Below are 17,659 nucleotides of genomic sequence, written 5' to 3' on the forward strand. Positions count from 1 at the left end.
TCGCATGGAGTAAGCCAATGATTAATTTAACTGATAAACTTATTTTTTTATTTTTTGTGATAAACAGCACCCATTAAAATGAGAATCATGCGCTGGAACCGATTTTGGATTTTAGGACTGGGAACACTATTCACCTGTACCTTTTTTATTCAGGCCAAAAATAATCCCGTTTCTACTAAACAGGATAAGCCTATAAGAACAATTGTTATTGATGCCGGCCACGGCGGTACAGATCCTGGCGCTAAAGGTAGCTACTCTACCGAAAAACAGGTAACCCTCGAAGTAGCCCTGAAGCTGGGTAAAATCCTCGAAGAAAACATGCCCGATGTAAAGGTAGTGTATACACGAAAAACCGACCGGTTTGACGATCCCCGCGTAAAAGCCCAGATCGCCAACGACAACAAAGGTGAACTATTCGTGTCTATCCACTGTAACTCAACGGGTAAGATCCGTAAAATAGTGGACTATAAAACCGTTTACCGGAAGAAAGGAAAAAGGAAAATAGCCACTAAACAACCAATATACGCCTATTACCCCAGCAACGCGAAAGGCACGGAAACGTATATATGGGCTACCAGTAAGAACAACGCAAAAATGGAATCCCTTAAACAGAATTCCGTTATCGTACTGGACGACAACTCAGAAGAAAGTAAACAGCTGATGGGCGATGATCCCGAAACAGTCATCCTCCTCAATACCCTGAGAAACTCCTACTTCGACCAAAGCCTCCGTCTCTCTACCCTCATTGAAGACGAGTTTACCCGTGTAGGACGTATCAGCCGCGGAGCAAGACAAAGAAATGAAAAAGGTATCTGGGTACTGTCTGCCACTGCTATGCCTAGCGTACTGGTAGAACTTGGATTTATCAGCAACCCGGAAGAGGAAGATTACCTCAACTCCAGCAACGGACAAACAGAACTGGCCAACTGTATCTATAAAGCGATTAAGCGTTACCGTGATGAACTCGACAGGTTCACTAACAACCGCAACGCACAGCCGTCGACTACCCGTATCTCCTCCAAAAACAAAAATTCACATGCCGTCGCACTCGCAGGCAAAGGCGCTAATGGCAAATCCAACAGCCCCCAGTCTAACGACAGCTACTGTGTACAACTGCTGATAACAGATAAACTTTATAAACCAGGAGCTTCCATTTTCAGGAAGCTCCATGGTGATATCAACCGCGAACAGGTAGTCATGAATAAAAAAAAACTGAACAAATATATCTGGGGGCGTTTCAAAACAGACCAGCAAGCCTCCGGAGCCCTGCGTAAGGCCCGCAAACTGGGATTCAAAGGCGCTTTTGTTACCTCCTGCTAACCCCCACCTCCTCTCCCCAATTACCCCTCCTCTTTTCCCCGTTTCCACTTTTTTATTAGCAACATTTTTACCCGATCACTCCCCGTGCATGCTTTTTGATTATTTTTGCGTGAACGTATACGAATCTCATGCTCAAATTATCTAATGAAACCAAAGTTGGTATATTAACGGTGCTGGGTATAACCTTACTTGTGCTGGGCTTTAATTTATTGAAGGGAAAAAGCTTTTTTTCACATAACAAAACCATTTATGCCGTATATAAGCAGGTAAATGGTTTACAGCCAGCCAATGCTGTACAGGTAAATGGCTTAATAGTAGGTAGTGTGTCTAACCTCGAAGTAATGGATAACGATGCCTCCCGCATTCTGGTGACCCTCACGATTACCAAAAAAGTGGAAATCCCACGCAACTCTGTAGCCCGCATCAGCAGCGATCTGCTGGGTACCAAAACCGTACAGATGGACCTGGGTAACGCCAGCGAATATCTGAAAAGCGGCGATACCATCTACGCAGCAGTAGACGGCTCCATGACAGACGCGCTGAAAGAACAACTCAGCCCCCTGGTAAAAAAACTGGAAGGTACCCTCTCCAATATCGATTCTGTATTAATGTCTGTGAATGCTATCCTGGATACCACCGCCAAAGGAAATCTCCAGGACGCTATCCGCAACCTGAATACCACCATGCGTAACTTCACGCATACCTCCGCTTCCCTGAATGGTATGCTGGATCCTAATTCAGGCAACATCCAGAAAACATTCAACAACCTGGCAGCGGTTACCGGTAACCTGAAAGATAACAACGCAAAAATTACCGGTATCCTCGACAACGCCCAGAAAGCAACAGATGCACTGGCAAAAGGTAATATCGATAAAACACTGCAACAATTACAACAAACTGCCACTAACCTGAACGCCACCATCGCCAAACTGAATACCACAGATGGCACGGCCGGCATGTTGCTGAACGACAAGAAAGTGTATAACAACCTTCAGTATTCCCTCGGAAACCTGAATAAGCTACTGGAAGACCTCCGCGTCAATCCAAAACGCTACGTACACTTCTCCCTGTTTGGCAAAAAAGATAAAACGAAGCCGTTACCTTCTGATACAGCAGCGGCACAATAATAAGAATCAATGCATCGATACATAAAATCAGGGATTTTTCTGGCCGTTATATGCCTGCTGGCATTATCGGCCAGCGCCCAGTTTCCGGAGAAACAAGCTCCGAAAACCGGGTCTGTTATTGAAATCATTCATGCAGATACACTCATCATGTATGAACGCGATTCCGTAAGCATGACCCGCTTCGTTGGCAGCGCCGTATTCAAACAGGGATCTACCCTGTTTAACTGCGACAGTGCCATCAAAAACAATAAAACCAACGTCATTGATGCCTATGGGAATATCCATATTAACCAGGCAGATAGTGTACACATCTACGGTAATTACCTGAACTACGACGCCAATACCCGCATCGCCCTGCTACGGGATAACGCCAAATTAACCGATGGTAAAGTCACCATCACCGGCCCCGAATTACAGTACGATATGAACGCCAAAATCGGCTCCTACGTAAAAGGTGGCCGCCTGGTAAACGGCAAAAGTGTACTCACCAGCGATGAAGGATACTATTATACGGAACCTAAAGACATGCACTTCATCCGCAATGTATTACTCGTAGATCCGGAATATACCCTCAGTACCAGCGAACTAATGTATAATACCGGTACCAAAATAGCCACCATCATAGCGCCCACCACTATCAACAGCAACGACAAAAGCACCATGTATGCTACCAGTGGTTACTATGATACAGAAAAAGGCTATGGCAATTTCGGTAACCGCCCTACCATCGAAGATAGTACCAGCACCATTACTGCCGATAATATCGAAATGGATAAAGTAACGGGGATGGCCTATGCTACCGGCAATATGGTGTACCGGGACACCGCCCGCAAAATGTCGCTGCTGGCCAATAGAGGCATCGCCAATCAACGCGAAAAAACGATCCTCGCTACGCAGAAACCACTGCTGATCATGGAAAAGAATAAAGATACCCTGTACATGGCCGCCGATACCCTGTTTTCAGGCGTTATCAAGCCAGGCGACAGCTTGTCTATCCCATCCGTGGCAGGACTCAAACGCATCCCTGACGGGCCTACCAAAAACCTGCGCAGCCTTAAAATCATCCGGCCACCGGAAAGATTCACCGCTACCATATCACCCGTTACCAAAGGCGACTCCATTGCCAAAAAACAAAGTGTAGCCGGCAACGTGATGATGTTTATGGCCGACAGTGCCCTCATCAAAACCAGGCAGAAACTCGATACCGCCCTGGTGAAAAATGTGAAAATTGCACCGCAACGCGATATCGCAATGAAAGACTCCCTGCCCGGCATTAAACATCATGCCGACAGCGTAGCCCTTACTACTCCTAAAGACACTACCGAAGAACGATATATATTGGCTTACAACAATGTCAGGGTGTTTTCCGATTCCCTGCAAGCAGTAGCCGACAGTGTATTCTATTCTTCCAAAGATTCCACTTTCCGCCTCTTCCGCAACCCGGTGATCTGGTCTAATAACACCACCCAGCTGAGTGGAGACACCATCCTGATGTTTACCAAAAACCAGACAGCAGATAAAATGCTGCTGAAAAATAATGGCTTCATCATCAACGAAGCCGGACCAGGCATGTACAACCAGATCAAAGGCACTACCATCACCGGCTATGTGAAAGAGGAAACACTCGACTGGATGCACGTGGAAGGGAATGCTGAAACCATCAACTATATTAAAGATAACGCCGGCGCCTATATGAGCGTTAACAAAGCCCAATGTGCGTCTATCGATATCTTCTTCCGGAAAGGAGAAGTATATAAAGTGTCGCTGTTTAAAGATGTAGACGGTACCAACTATCCGTTTACCAAACGCCCAATGGACCAGTTACAACTGGAAAACTTCAAATGGGATATCAAACGGCAACCGAAAAGTAAGTACGAGTTAATGCAATAAGCATAGGGATTGATCCCGAGATTGGAATTTGGGCCGGTAACTTAAACTATCTGACTACCAGGTAGGTATACTTTACAGGAACAAATTCCAATTTCATTTTAAGCTCCCTGCTATCATCTCACTAAAACTGATAAACGTGATCCGGAACTCTATTAACATCATCCGCAAAACACTGCTTTCACCTATTCACACCTTCCTGAAAGACAGCCGTGCCGTTGGTATTGTACTCATCGTATGCACCATTGCCTCCATGGGGTTAGCTAATTCAAGTGTGCAGGCGGATTATATAGGATTCTGGAATAACCTCTTTGACCCAGCTGGCGGACATCATTACCAATACCGCGCCCTGCATCTCCCCAACTCCTACCTGCTATGGATAAATGATGGCATGATGGTGCTCTTCTTCTTCCTGGTAGGCATGGAAATAAAACGGGAACTCACCGTAGGCGAATTGTCTTCCCTCAGGAAATCTATTCTGCCGGTACTGGCAGCCATTGGCGGTATGTTGTTTCCCGCGCTGATCTTTACCCTTTTTAATAGCAATACCCCTCATGCCCATGGCTGGGGCATTCCCATGGCTACGGATATTGCCTTCTCCCTGGGTATACTATCCCTGCTGGGTAAAAGGGTACCGGTGGGCCTGAAAATATTCCTCATGGCCCTGGCTATCATCGACGACCTGGGCGCCATCCTGACCATTGCTATCTTTTATACCCCTCACCTCGATGTAAAATATCTGCTCATCGGTGGCGGTGTATTTTTAATTCCACTGTTGCTGAATTTTTTAAAAGTACAACGACTGATCTTCTATTATATACCCGGTTTGATATTATGGTACTGTCTTTTTAACTCCGGCGTACATGCCACCATTGCCGGGGTACTGCTGGCATTTTGTATTCCACAACAGAAGATTGCCGACCTGGTCCATGATTTACATGATCCGGTAAATTTTGTCATCATGCCCATATTCGCATTGGCGAATACTGCCATACTGTTGCCTGCCGATATCGCAGGCGCGCTGCAGAATAACATCAGTTATGGCGTGATAGCAGGCCTTGTGTTGGGTAAACCACTGGGAATTTTTTCGCTTTCTTTTCTAGCTGTAAAATTAAAATTAGCGTCACTCCCTTCAAAAGCAGGCTGGTTACAGCTAATCGGCGTTGGCCTCATTGCCGGTATAGGGTTTACCATGTCTATATTTATCTCCTCCCTGGCCTACGCAGAACGGGAGTTACAGATCATTGCCATCATTTCTGTAATCGCTGCCTCCCTGATGGCAGGCATCGCCGGATTTATTTTTCTTCGCTTATTGAAGCCAGTTGGCATTGTTATTGTAAAGCAACCGTGATTTTATTTTCGTCGTCCATATATACTTTAGAGAAAAAAGCCAACGTTTCTTAACGTGTATTTTAAAAGAATCATTTCAAACAACACATCTATGAAAAAAGTAGTGTTACTTTTCAGCCTTATTGCCATCCTTGCGAGTCAGGCTAACGCACAAAAGAAAAAAAGTTACAACAACAGCGATCCTTCTAACTATACAACTGCGCTGGGTGTACGCTTAAACCCATGGATAGTGGGCTTTACCGTAAAACATTTTATCCAGGGACCTCATGCTATTGAAGGCCTGGTAACAACTAACCACTCGCACAGAAATAACCTGACAATTACCGGCTTGTACGAATACAACTGGAATATCGGTATGCCGGAACTGAACATGTATGCCGGCGGTGGTGCACACCTGGGCTTCTACGACCGTCGTGATTACGACTGGAGCCGTTATGAAGACAAAAACTACAAAAATGGCACCTACGTGTCTCCGGGTCTGGATGGGATTATTGGTATCGAATATACTTTCAAGAAATTTCCTTTAAACATCAGTGCCGATCTGAAACCTTACGTACAGTTTGTTGGACCCACCAACTATATGGGTGAGGAGATTGGCGGTGTGTCTGCCAGGTATACTTTCTAAACCGGGCAACCACTTCATCTACAAACGGATCATGAGGCAAGCATGGTCCGTTTTTTTATGTTCCTTATTTTGAAGTATTTTTAATGCTCAACTATTGGCATGAAAATCTTCTCCGCAGCACAAATCAGGGAGGCCGATGCCTTCACGATCGCTCATGAGCCTATCAGCAGTGTTCTCCTGATGGAAAGAGCCGCGGGCAAGTGCGCCGCATGGCTGGAAGATCATTTCTCTCCCCGTCACCCCATTTTTGTTTTTTGCGGAAAAGGAAATAATGGGGGAGATGGATTAGTCATCGCCCGTTTATTGCTCGATCGTGGCTACACGGTGCATGCCGGCATAGTACAACATAGCTCCAAATCCAGCGCTGATCAGCAGCAACAGCTACAAACACTGCAACAGCAATACCCTGCCAGCATATATGATATAGGAGATGTATCCGACTTCCCGGTGCTCCCCACTGATGCAGTTATTGTAGACGCCATTTTCGGCACCGGTATGAGCCGGCCCATCGAAGGATGGGTGGCCGGCCTGGTACATCACATCAATGATCAATACTCCAAACATACCATTGTAGCCATAGACATGCCTTCCGGCCTGATAGCAGATGAAAGCCATCCGGAGGCTACTGTCATCAAAGCACATCATACCCTGAGCTTTGAGTTTTATAAACTGGCTTTCCTGCTGCCTGAAAATGCCGCCTGCACCGGCGAAATACACATACTGCCTATTGGGCTACATCCCGACTATATAACGAAAACGCCTGCACGATATCACCTGTCCGACCGGGATATTATGCAAACCATTTACCGGCCCCGTCTGCCGTTTGCCCACAAAGGCACCTACGGCCACGCCCTGCTTATTGCCGGCAGTTACGGTAAAATGGGCGCCGCAGTATTGAGCGCCAAAGCCTGTTTACGCGCCGGCGTAGGACTGCTCACCTGCCACGTTCCCCAAAGTGGGGTTCAGATTATGCAGATCAGTGAGCCATGTGCCATGTGTATTACAGATGATGATCCACACTACAACACCCATTTTCACCACGACATTCACACTGCTACTTATAAAACCATCGGTATAGGCCCCGGCCTGGGTACCCAACCCGGTACTGCCAAGGCACTGGAGCTGTTACTGGATAACTGGCAACGCCCAATGGTAATAGATGCGGATGCACTCAACCTGCTTTCCGTATATCCGTTCCTGTTAGAAAAGGTGCCTGCAGGCAGTATCCTCACCCCACACCCGAAAGAATTTGAGCGCCTGTTTGGGGCCAGTGCAAATGATGTGGCACGACTCGAATTATTATCGAAACAATCAGTAAGACTACAGATTTATATTATCTTAAAGGGCCGGTATACCGCCATTGCCTGTCCTGATGGCGCAGTATATTTTAATAATACCGGCAACCCCGGCATGGCTACGGGGGGCAGCGGAGATGTATTGACCGGTATATTAACCGGCCTGCTGGCGCAGGATTATTCTCCGAAAGCAGCCGTATTGCTGGGCGTATGGCTCCATGGCTATGCAGGAGACCTGGCGGCATCCCATCTTTCACCCGAAGCCATGACCGCAGCAGATATCATTAACTGGCTGGGAATGGCATTCCGGGAAGGCATCTGACGGCTTATTATTTTTTTAGTCCCAAACACTTACTCATGGGGCATGTGCGTAATAATTTTATTTATTACCTACGCAATTATTAATTTATGTTTTATATTCATTTGAATATTTTTTTGGAATCCTATTATTTATTCATTACTAAACTCTTTTTGTCAACCACGTTTTTATAAATTTCGCTTACATGAATATAGTTTACCTCGTACCATGTTTTGGATTACTGGCTTTGTTATTTACGGCCGTCAAGAGCGCCTGGGTTACACGACAGGATGCTGGCAACGACAAGATGAAAGAGATAGCTCAGCACATTGCTGAAGGCGCTATGGCATTTCTTAAAGCTGAATATAAAGTCCTTATTTACTTTGTTATTATTGCCGCGCTGCTATTGGGATATATGGGTGCTACGCACGACAACTCCCACTGGTCTATTGCCCTGGCTTTCGTGTTAGGCGCGGTATTTTCAGCGGTCGCCGGTTTCATTGGTATGAAGATAGCTACCAAAGCCAACGTACGTACAGCACATGCAGCGCGTACCAGTCTTGCCAAAGCACTGCAGGTATCCTTTACCGGTGGTAGTGTAATGGGGATGGGTGTAGCCGGTTTAGCAGTACTTGGACTCGGGTCTTTGTTCATCATATTAAAATCATATTTCGGCGCAGCAGCCAATACCCCCGAAATGATCAAAACCATTGAGGTACTTACTGGTTTTTCATTGGGCGCGGAAAGTATTGCGTTATTTGCCCGTGTGGGTGGTGGTATTTACACCAAGGCGGCCGATGTGGGCGCTGACCTGGTAGGTAAAGTAGAAGCCGGTATTCCGGAAGATGATCCCCGCAACCCTGCTACCATCGCAGATAACGTAGGCGACAACGTAGGTGACGTAGCCGGTATGGGCGCCGATTTGTTCGGTTCATATGTAGCTACGGTATTAGCTACCATGGTACTGGGCTCTGAAACAGTTTCCCAGGATGCCTTTGGTGGTATCGCTCCTATTCTGTTGCCAATGATCATCGCTGGCGCTGGTATCATCTTTTCCATGATCGGTACCCTGTTTGTAAGAATCAGCGATTCCTCAGGACTAAATACTGGCGTGGTACAGAAAGCACTGAATATGGGTAACTGGGGTTCTATCATTTTAACCGCGATTGTTTCCTACTTCCTGGTAAACTGGATACTGCCGGATAGCGCTATGGTATTACGTGGTCATGAGTTTACCCGCGGACAGGTATTCGGCGCCATCATGGTAGGTCTGGCTGTAGGTACCCTGATCAGTATTATCACAGAATATTATACCGCCATGGGCAAACGCCCGGTGAAGTCTATTATCCGTCAATCGGCTACAGGTGCGGCTACCAACATCATTGGCGGCTTATCTGTGGGCATGGAATCTACCACACTGCCTATACTGGTACTGGCAGCGGGTATCGCCGGATCTTTCCACCTGGCAGGCTTATACGGCGTTGCGATCGCTGCTGCCGGTATGATGGCCACTACTGCCATGCAGCTGGCCATTGACGCTTTTGGTCCTATTGCCGATAACGCCGGCGGTATTGCCGAAATGAGCGAACTGCCTAAAGAAGTAAGAGAAAAAACAGATATCCTGGATGCAGTGGGTAACACCACCGCCGCAACTGGTAAAGGTTTTGCGATTGCATCTGCTGCTTTAACCGCACTGGCATTGTTTGCTGCCTTTGTGGGAGTAGCCGGTATCCAGGGCATCGACATCTATAAAGCCAATGTACTTGCCGGCTTATTTGTAGGCGGCATGATACCATTTATATTCTCCTCCCTGGCCATTGCGGCCGTAGGACGTGCGGCCATGGCTATGGTGGAAGAAGTACGCCGCCAGTTCCGCGAAATACCGGGTATTATGGAAGGCACCGGCAAACCGGAATACGATAAATGTGTGGCTATTTCCACACAGGCCTCTATCCGCGAAATGTTGCTGCCTGGCGCTATTGCCCTGATTTCTCCTTTATTAATAGGCTTCCTGGCTGGTCCGGAAGTACTGGGTGGATTCCTCGCCGGTGCTACTGTTAGTGGCGTATTAATGGGTATCTTCCAGAACAACGCCGGCGGCGCTTGGGATAACGCTAAAAAATCTTTCGAGAAAGGCGTGGAAATTAATGGCGAAACCTACTATAAAAAGTCTGAGCCACATAAAGCCTCTGTAACCGGCGATACTGTAGGTGATCCTTTTAAAGATACGTCCGGTCCTTCTATGAACATCCTCATCAAACTGATGTCTATTGTATCATTAGTGATTGCACCTACCTTAGCGGAGATGTTCCACACCAAACAACCACCTGTACCACCTACTGCTAAAACAGAAAAAGTGGCGCCGGCGGCTAAAACCGTGAGCAGCAAGGCCACTGCTTACCTGATAAAAAAGCAATAATCACTTTCTTTCAATAGAAAATCCCGTTACGCCCTGGCGTAACGGGATTTTTTTTGTCCGCCCCTATTCCCCCTGGCGCTGTCCGCGGCAAAAGGGCGCCTCCGCCCACTTCCCCATCTCCCAATATCAAAAAATAAAATTCTTTTGGTGGTTTGCCTATCTTTCCTACCTTTGTACTGTAATTAAAATTATTACAGATTAAATATCTGTATTTTTTAACACAAAAACTGTCATAATTTTTATTTCAATTAAAACAATCAGCATTCACCCGCTGTATTATTAATGATCATAAAAAAATTAACAACATGAAAGTAGCCATCATCGGAGCTTCCGGATTCATAGGATCAGCCATTTTAAGCGAAGCGCTTAACAGAGGTCATGAAGTAACCGCCATTGTACGTAACCCGGAAAAAATAACTTTGCAGAACCCACATCTGACAGTTAAAAAAGGAGATGTTACCGACGAAGCAGCGTTAGCCACACTGCTGGCTGGCAACCAGGCCGTTATCAGTTCTTATAGCGCACACGACTCCGCTACTTACCTGAAAGCCATACACGCTATTATCAATGCCACCAAAAAAGCAGGAATAAAAAGATTGATCGCCGTAAGTGGCGCCGGTAGCCTCGAAGTTGCACCTGGCGTACAATTACTGGATACACCGGAATTCCCGGCAGCATGGAAAGAAGGCGCTTCCGCCACCCGCGATGCTTTCCAGGTAATAAAAGCAACCAATGACCTGGACTGGACCGTAATAAGCCCAGCCATGATGATTGAACCTGGTACACGTACCGGCAAATTCCGCTTGGGAAAAGACCAGGTAGTATTTGATGAGAAAGGAGAAAGCAGGATTTCTACAGCAGATTATGCCGTGGCACTGATAGATGAACTGGAACAGCCGAAACATCTCCAACAACGTTTCACACTGGCTTATTAATATATTATATATCATGATACACAGGATCGGCCCAACAGCTGATCCTGTTTTTTATTCCCTTATTTTGGAAGGACTCACCCCAAATTTCTTACGGAAAGCATTGCTGAAATGTTGCGGAGAGGAATATCCTGCCTTATCAGCAATATCTGCCAGGCTCTGATCACTGCTCAAAATCAACTCCCGCGCCAGCTCCAGCCGGCGATCGCTCAGGTAACCAAATACGGTATTATCAAAAACCGCCTTGAAACCGGACTTTAGTTTAAACTCATTCAACCCGGCCTTTCTTGACAACTGCTCCAGGCTTAACGGCTCCTGCATATGCTGCAACAGCAAATCCCTCGCATAGTACAACTTCTCCACATCAGTAGCTGATATCCTCGCCACTATAGGCTTGCTGGAAAATAGGGTCGTTTCCATCTGCTCACATTGCAATGCCAACAGTTCTATGGTTTTCGACTGGAGGAACAGCTTTTTAAGACCGCCCTGAAACCGGCACTGACGGGCTTCTTCAATCACCATCCGCATACGGGGCGTAATCCGGGGATTAAATTTATCCGCAAGCGTCGTTGTCCGGTTACCCGCCACATCATTGGCCAGGTTACCCAACACCCGCCCATTATCTTCTGCGAGCTCCAGAAAACGCGCAGGCATAAAGCTCAGGCCAAAAAACTGGATATCCCGCTGCTTCTTTACATCGGCTGATTCCGTTGAATTAGGACTAAACATCAGGTTATGCTCCAGGCTGGAAAATCTGAAATCTTTCCTACCCTCTAACGATGTGCTGACATCCCCTTGCTCCATAAACATCATCACCACCCGTGGCTCCCTGAACTCCGTATGAATATGGATATTTTCGAACACATCTGCCTCACAATAGGCCATGCTGATACCATCAAAGCAATATTCCTGTACGGTAGCCGCCCCGAAATCATGCCGCATCTCCTGGGTTTCCTCCACGATAGACCTGGACCGGATTTTCCGGTAGTCAAAAGGCATATTTTCCTTCAACAGTACATGGTTGGCATCATTGGTAATAACTATGCCCATAAAAAAATCCGTTTCGTATAAGTGTTTATCCGTTTCGTGTAACAGCTATATGGGATAACAACGGCAAATTTGCATAAAAAATATTCCGAATAATAAATTAATTATGCCATGATGGGAATATTCCGTACCAATATTACAACTGTTCAGGATAGAAACAACGTCATCAATGCAATTTCTTCTCAATTTACCGTGAACGCCTGTAGCGTAGACCTGGAGGATTGCGACAGGGTGCTACGCGTAGTCAGCCCCCTGTCCCTCGCCGAACAAACCATAATAGATGTTGTAACGCGTTTGGGATTTAATTGCGATATTCTCGAATAACATTATTCAATAAATTGTACTACCTGTAAAGCTGCTGTAGCGAAGAATAAGCCCTTCTCCGCTACAGTGGCTTTATTTCATTTATAAAAAAAATAATCTGTTTAACGTAGGGGTATAATATTTTTGCCACGTCTTATTAGCACATGCTCGAAAAAAGCCATGGATTTTATGCAAACAAAGGACTTAATTTTTATGAAAACTAAGGCAACCCTGTTGCTGTCACTGCTCCTTCTCCTATTAGCAGGACAAACAACGATCGCACAGCAGCAACGATATACCGTAAGCGGCTACGTAAAAGACAAACAAAATGGCGAAAGCCTCGTAGGCATCTCTATTGGTAAAAGTGGTACCACTATCGGAACTGTTAGTAACCAATACGGATTCTATTCCCTCACCCTTCCCGCAGGTGAACACGAAATACAGTTTTCTTATATGGGCTATGGTACCTATAAAACAACTGTCAATCTGAAAAAAAACACCACTATTGATGTTAACATGGAAGCCACCAGCAGCCAGTTAAACGTGGTGACAGTAAACGGTCAGAAACAGGAAAAGACCGTAAATACACTCAACACCAGCATCAACAAACTGGATATTGCACAGATGAAAAAAATGCCCACCTTCATGGGTGAGGTAGACGTACTCCGCGCTATTCAGACACTCCCCGGTGTAAATACCGTTGGAGAAGGTTCTTCCGGTTTCAACGTCCGTGGCGGCAACAGCGATGAAAACCTCATCCTGCTCGATGAAGCCCCGGTATACAACTCCACCCACATGCTCGGCTTCTTTTCTGTATTCAATCCCGACGCTGTGAAAAGTCTGAACCTCATCAAAGGTGGATTTCCCGCAGAATATGGTGGTCGTACCTCCTCTGTACTGGATATTCGTATGAAAGATGGTAATAACCAAAACCTCGCTATTAATGGCGGTATTGGTAATATCTTCAGCCGCTTGTCGGTAGAAGCCCCCATTGTAAAAGACAAAGGCTCCTTCATTGTGGCCGCCAGAAGATCTTACATAGATCTGCTGATGAAGCCTTTTGTAAAGGGAGATATGAAAGATACCAAACTCAACTTCTACGACATCACCGCGAAGGCCAATTACAAATTTGACAAGAACAACTCACTCTTTGTAAGCGGCTACTTTGGAAGAGACGTATTCGGATTTGGTAAAGATGTAAATATGAACTGGGGTAACAGCACCGCCACGGTTCGCTGGAACCACGTTTTCACGAACCGCCTGTTCCTGAACCTGACTACTTACTATAGTAAGTATGACTATCACCTCAATTTCAGCAACTCTTCCAAGAAAAAGGCGAATGAAGAAGACCAGGCATACGACTGGACATCCAACATCATCAACTACGGCCTTAAACCATCTTTCACTTATTACATCAACTCCTCCAATAGCCTGCATTTCGGTGTACAGGGTATCTACTATACTTTCAAACCAGGTACCGGTACCAGCGAAAGCGGCGATGTAAAGAATGTGAAAAAATTGTATGATCAACATGCACTGGAGTCAGCCGTATATATTGATCACGAGTGGAAACCAAGTAAACAATTTGGTATCCAATACGGTGGCCGCTTGTCTTCCTACCAGTTTATCGGTAACAGCACCGCCTATTTCTATGCAGACACCACCCCAGGTATCCGCAAAAGACTGGTGAGCATGAAAACATATGGCGACAATGAACTGATTAAAGGCTATTATTACTTTGAGCCCAGGATCAGCGCCCGGTATGCCTTCTCCGACGAACATGCCGTAAAACTGGCCTATAGCAGAACTACCCAGTTCATGCACCAGTTGTCTAACACTGCATCTCCTACCCCACTGGATATCTGGACACCCAGCACCAATAACGTGAAGCCAATTGTAGCGGACCAATATACAGCAGGATATTTCTACAATGCACCCAATGATGCATATGAGTTCTCTGCAGAAGTATTTTACAAGAAAACAGATAACCAGTTAGATTATATCGATAACGCCAACCTGCAGCTGAACCCATTGATCGAAGCAGATTTACTGCCTTCCCAGGGTCGTGCATATGGTTTGGAACTTTATGCGAAAAAGGATATTGGCAAAACTACCGGTTGGATAAGCTATACCTTGTCCCGCACAGAAAGGAAAACGCCTGGTATCAGCCTGGATGAATGGTTCCTGAATCGCTACGACCGTACCCACAACCTGAACCTGGTAGTAACACATACGCTCAACAAACGCCTCTCCCTCTCCGGCAACTGGGTATTTGCTTCCGGCACACCTGGTACGTTCGCAGATAACAGGCTGGAGTTCCAGGACTGGGATATTCCTTACAACAGTACCGATAAGCGCAATAACTACCGCTTACCATCGTACCACCGCCTGGATTTATCTATGACGATAAAAGGCAAACAAACCAAACGTTGGAAAGGTGAATGGGTGATCTCCCTGTATAATGTGTATGGCCGCAGAAATGCTTATACCATCTACTTTAAACAGAATGACGATGATCCAACCAAACGTGAAGCCACCCGCTTGTCTATCATCGGTTCTATTATCCCAGGTATCACGTACAACTTTAAGTTCTAATTGTCCAAAATTCAAGATCAGATGAAAAAATCATTCTTCCTCATATTATTTGCCGCCGTAGCTGGGTTAACAGCCTGCGAAGACAAGGTAGACCTGAACATCAAGAAAGGTACTTCTTTCCCGGTACTGGATGCCTGGATTACCGATGAAGCCGGACCGCAAACAATCAAGTTTACAATGTCTGTTCCTTATACAGATGATAATCCGGCACCGGTAATTGACGATGCACAAATCACGTTGTACGATGTTACCAGCGGTGCCTCTTATCCATTTGCATTCAAAAACAAAATGTATAGCTACGATGCTACCACCAAACCAATTGGTGTAGTAGGTCATGCCTACAAATTGAAGGTGGTGTACAAAGGTGAAACCTTTGAAGCCTTAGATACTATCAAACGCGTACCGCAAATTGATTCTATCACCTACGAATTCAAGAAAAAAGAGGAAGCCCTGAGTGGTAAAGAAGGCTACTACGCTACTTTCCACGCCAAAGACATCAAAGATGCCGTTGATTATTACTGGATCCGTTCTTACAGAAATGATACACTTAAACGCCTGGAGGATAACTTCTCTGTAGATGGTTCTTATGATTCCGGTGTTTCTGATGGTGCATCGTTTATTTTACCCATTACAGAAGGGATCACCAACTATGACAAGCCTTTCCTGGCAGGTGAAAAAGTAATCGTGAAAATCAGGTCTATTACCAATCCTGACTTCGAATTCCTGAAACAGGTAAATGACCAGGTGACTTCAGGTGGACTGTTTGCAAAAGTGCTGGAGAACGTAAAAAGCAATGTAAAAAATACGACAACCAACGGGCAAATAAGAATATTAGGCTGGTTCGGTACTTCTGCAGTTAGCAGAGCCGAAAAAACCTTCCCAAAGTAAGTATTATAGGTTAGTTTTAGTTAAAGTGCAGCGGGCTACTCCGCTGCACTTTTTTTATGCCCACCTTTCATCAAAAGGAGCAAAAAATCGTTAACTTCCATAACAGAAAGTTACAACGATATGTCTCCTGACCTGATTACATATGCCATCCCCGGATTTGTACTGCTCATCTTACTGGAAATTGTGTTTACCACTATCGAGCATAAGAATATGTATGAGCCCAAAGATGCGCTCAGCAGCATCGCGATGGGGCTGGGTAACGTATTCATTGGCATTTTTACCAAAACTGTCATCTTCGGTATCTACCTCTTTCTGTACCAGTTCCGGCTGTTTACCTTGGGCTTTACCTGGTGGGCATGGGTATTATGTTTTTTTGCAGATGATTTCAGTTACTATTGGTTCCATCGCAGCAGTCATACTATCCGTTTTTTCTGGGCCTCACATGTCATCCACCATTCTTCCGAAAAATATAACCTGGCTACTGCCTTGCGGCAAAACTGGACCGGCAACCTGACCGGCACTTTCGCTTTCTGGCTCTGGATGCCGCTACTGGGCTTTCACCCGGTAATGGTAATGAGTATGCAGGCCATCAGCCTTATTTACCAGTTCTGGATTCATACGGAAGTTATCAACAAGCTACCTGCTCCCATAGAATATATCTTCAACACCCCTTCCCATCACCGGGTACACCACGGTTCCGACCTGGATTACCTGGATCGCAACCATGCCGGTATACTGATTATCTGGGATCGTATGTTTGGTACGTTCACAGCAGAAAAACAGCGCCCGGTATATGGTCTTACCAAAAACATACACAGCTATAACCCTTTCCGTATTGCTACCCATGAATGGGTGGACATCTGGAAAGATGTCCGGACAGCCCGCTCAGCCAGGGAAGTATGGCATTACATTTTCGATGCGCCAGGCTGGAGCGCCGATGGTAACCGGAAAACCACCCGGCAGCTGCGGCAGGAATAGCGATTTTTTGTCTTGAAACAGGATTAGACTGATTTCCCTGATTCCTTATAAAAGATTCAAAATCAAAAATCATCAAATCAGTCTAATCCTGTTCCAAGACAAAAATTTATTCAAACTATTTGGTTATTACGAAAACTATCGTACATTCGTTTACGAAGATATTCGTACAATAATCATTACCCTTTAACACGCATTACTTTGAAACAGATCCGGCCTACAGAAAGTGAATTGGAAATTTTGGGTGTACTCTGGGAAAAAGGCCCCAGCACCGTTCGTGAGGTACATGATATCTTATCTCAAACGAAAGATGCTGGTTATACCACTACCCTTAAGTTAATGCAGATTATGCATGAGAAAGCTCTGTTGGATCGCGATACCAGCAGTAAAACGCATGTATATACAGCAGCCATTTCGCAACAAAAAACACAGGAGCAGCTGGTCAATAAAATGATTGATACCATCTTTGGCGGATCAGCATCACAGCTGGTTATGCAAGCCCTGGGCCATCATCAGTCATCAGAGGAAGAACTGGAGAAGATTCGGCAGTATTTAGCTACAATAGAAAAACAACAAAAGAACAACAGGTAAATCTGGT

General features: G+C 45.6%; 14 protein-coding genes. 13 read left to right on the top strand and 1 reads right to left on the bottom strand.

Features of this window, described 5'->3' with window-relative positions; all coding sequences use genetic code 11:
- The first annotated feature begins 87 nt into the window (after window positions 1–87).
- The 8 genes from AC5ZC7_RS20790 (at window position 88) to AC5ZC7_RS20825 (ending at window position 11,256) form a co-directional block, all read left to right on the top strand.
- Window positions 88–1,320, top strand: coding sequence for an N-acetylmuramoyl-L-alanine amidase (locus tag AC5ZC7_RS20790; RefSeq protein ID WP_496156971.1), 1,233 nt, complete (start codon window positions 88–90; stop codon window positions 1,318–1,320).
- Between the two features lie 128 nt (window positions 1,321–1,448).
- Window positions 1,449–2,447 carry an MlaD family protein gene (locus AC5ZC7_RS20795; protein ID WP_496156970.1) on the top strand — a complete coding sequence of 333 codons (999 nt, stop codon included), beginning with the start codon at window positions 1,449–1,451 and terminating at the stop codon, window positions 2,445–2,447.
- Between the two features lie 9 nt (window positions 2,448–2,456).
- Window positions 2,457–4,337 (top strand): OstA-like protein, encoded by a 1,881-nt coding sequence (locus AC5ZC7_RS20800; protein ID WP_496156969.1) that lies wholly within the window; start codon window positions 2,457–2,459, stop codon window positions 4,335–4,337.
- A 136-nt stretch (window positions 4,338–4,473) separates the two neighbouring features.
- Window positions 4,474–5,685, top strand: a complete 1,212-nt coding sequence (gene nhaA / locus AC5ZC7_RS20805) for a Na+/H+ antiporter NhaA (protein WP_496156968.1) — start codon at window positions 4,474–4,476, stop codon at window positions 5,683–5,685.
- Between the two features lie 90 nt (window positions 5,686–5,775).
- Complete coding sequence (locus AC5ZC7_RS20810) at window positions 5,776–6,309, top strand: hypothetical protein (protein WP_496156967.1); 534 nt, start codon at window positions 5,776–5,778, stop codon at window positions 6,307–6,309.
- A 99-nt stretch (window positions 6,310–6,408) separates the two neighbouring features.
- Complete coding sequence (locus AC5ZC7_RS20815) at window positions 6,409–7,926, top strand: NAD(P)H-hydrate dehydratase (protein WP_496156966.1); 1,518 nt, start codon at window positions 6,409–6,411, stop codon at window positions 7,924–7,926.
- A gap of 181 nt (window positions 7,927–8,107) precedes the next feature.
- The gene (locus AC5ZC7_RS20820) at window positions 8,108–10,321 is read left to right on the top strand and encodes a sodium-translocating pyrophosphatase (RefSeq protein ID WP_496156965.1); all 2,214 of its coding nucleotides are present in this window, start codon (window positions 8,108–8,110) and stop codon (window positions 10,319–10,321) included.
- 305 nt (window positions 10,322–10,626) lie between these two features.
- A complete protein-coding gene (locus AC5ZC7_RS20825; protein ID WP_496156964.1) occupies window positions 10,627–11,256 on the top strand; it encodes an NAD(P)H-binding protein in 630 nt (209 codons plus the stop codon).
- Between the two features lie 51 nt (window positions 11,257–11,307).
- Here the strand turns inward: AC5ZC7_RS20825 and AC5ZC7_RS20830 are convergent, their stop codons facing one another.
- Window positions 11,308–12,303, bottom strand: coding sequence for a helix-turn-helix domain-containing protein (locus AC5ZC7_RS20830; protein WP_496156963.1), 996 nt, complete (start codon window positions 12,301–12,303; stop codon window positions 11,308–11,310).
- Between the two features lie 108 nt (window positions 12,304–12,411).
- Here AC5ZC7_RS20830 and AC5ZC7_RS20835 point away from each other — a divergent pair, with 108 nt between their 5' ends.
- The 5 genes from AC5ZC7_RS20835 to AC5ZC7_RS20855 all read left to right on the top strand — a co-directional run bounded on the left by AC5ZC7_RS20835 (window position 12,412) and on the right by AC5ZC7_RS20855 (window position 17,652).
- Complete coding sequence (locus tag AC5ZC7_RS20835; protein ID WP_496156962.1) at window positions 12,412–12,624, top strand: hypothetical protein; 213 nt, start codon at window positions 12,412–12,414, stop codon at window positions 12,622–12,624.
- 192 nt (window positions 12,625–12,816) lie between these two features.
- Window positions 12,817–15,198 carry a carboxypeptidase-like regulatory domain-containing protein gene (locus AC5ZC7_RS20840; protein ID WP_496156961.1) on the top strand — a complete coding sequence of 794 codons (2,382 nt, stop codon included), beginning with the start codon at window positions 12,817–12,819 and terminating at the stop codon, window positions 15,196–15,198.
- Between the two features lie 21 nt (window positions 15,199–15,219).
- Window positions 15,220–16,086 carry a DUF4249 family protein gene (locus tag AC5ZC7_RS20845; protein WP_496156960.1) on the top strand — a complete coding sequence of 289 codons (867 nt, stop codon included), beginning with the start codon at window positions 15,220–15,222 and terminating at the stop codon, window positions 16,084–16,086.
- 120 nt (window positions 16,087–16,206) lie between these two features.
- The gene (locus tag AC5ZC7_RS20850; RefSeq protein ID WP_496156959.1) at window positions 16,207–17,064 is read left to right on the top strand and encodes a sterol desaturase family protein; all 858 of its coding nucleotides are present in this window, start codon (window positions 16,207–16,209) and stop codon (window positions 17,062–17,064) included.
- A gap of 198 nt (window positions 17,065–17,262) precedes the next feature.
- Window positions 17,263–17,652 carry a BlaI/MecI/CopY family transcriptional regulator gene (locus tag AC5ZC7_RS20855; RefSeq protein WP_496156958.1) on the top strand — a complete coding sequence of 130 codons (390 nt, stop codon included), beginning with the start codon at window positions 17,263–17,265 and terminating at the stop codon, window positions 17,650–17,652.
- Window positions 17,653–17,659 lie beyond the last annotated feature (7 nt).

Source organism: Chitinophaga sp. 9-1-y, from assembly GCF_059511905.2.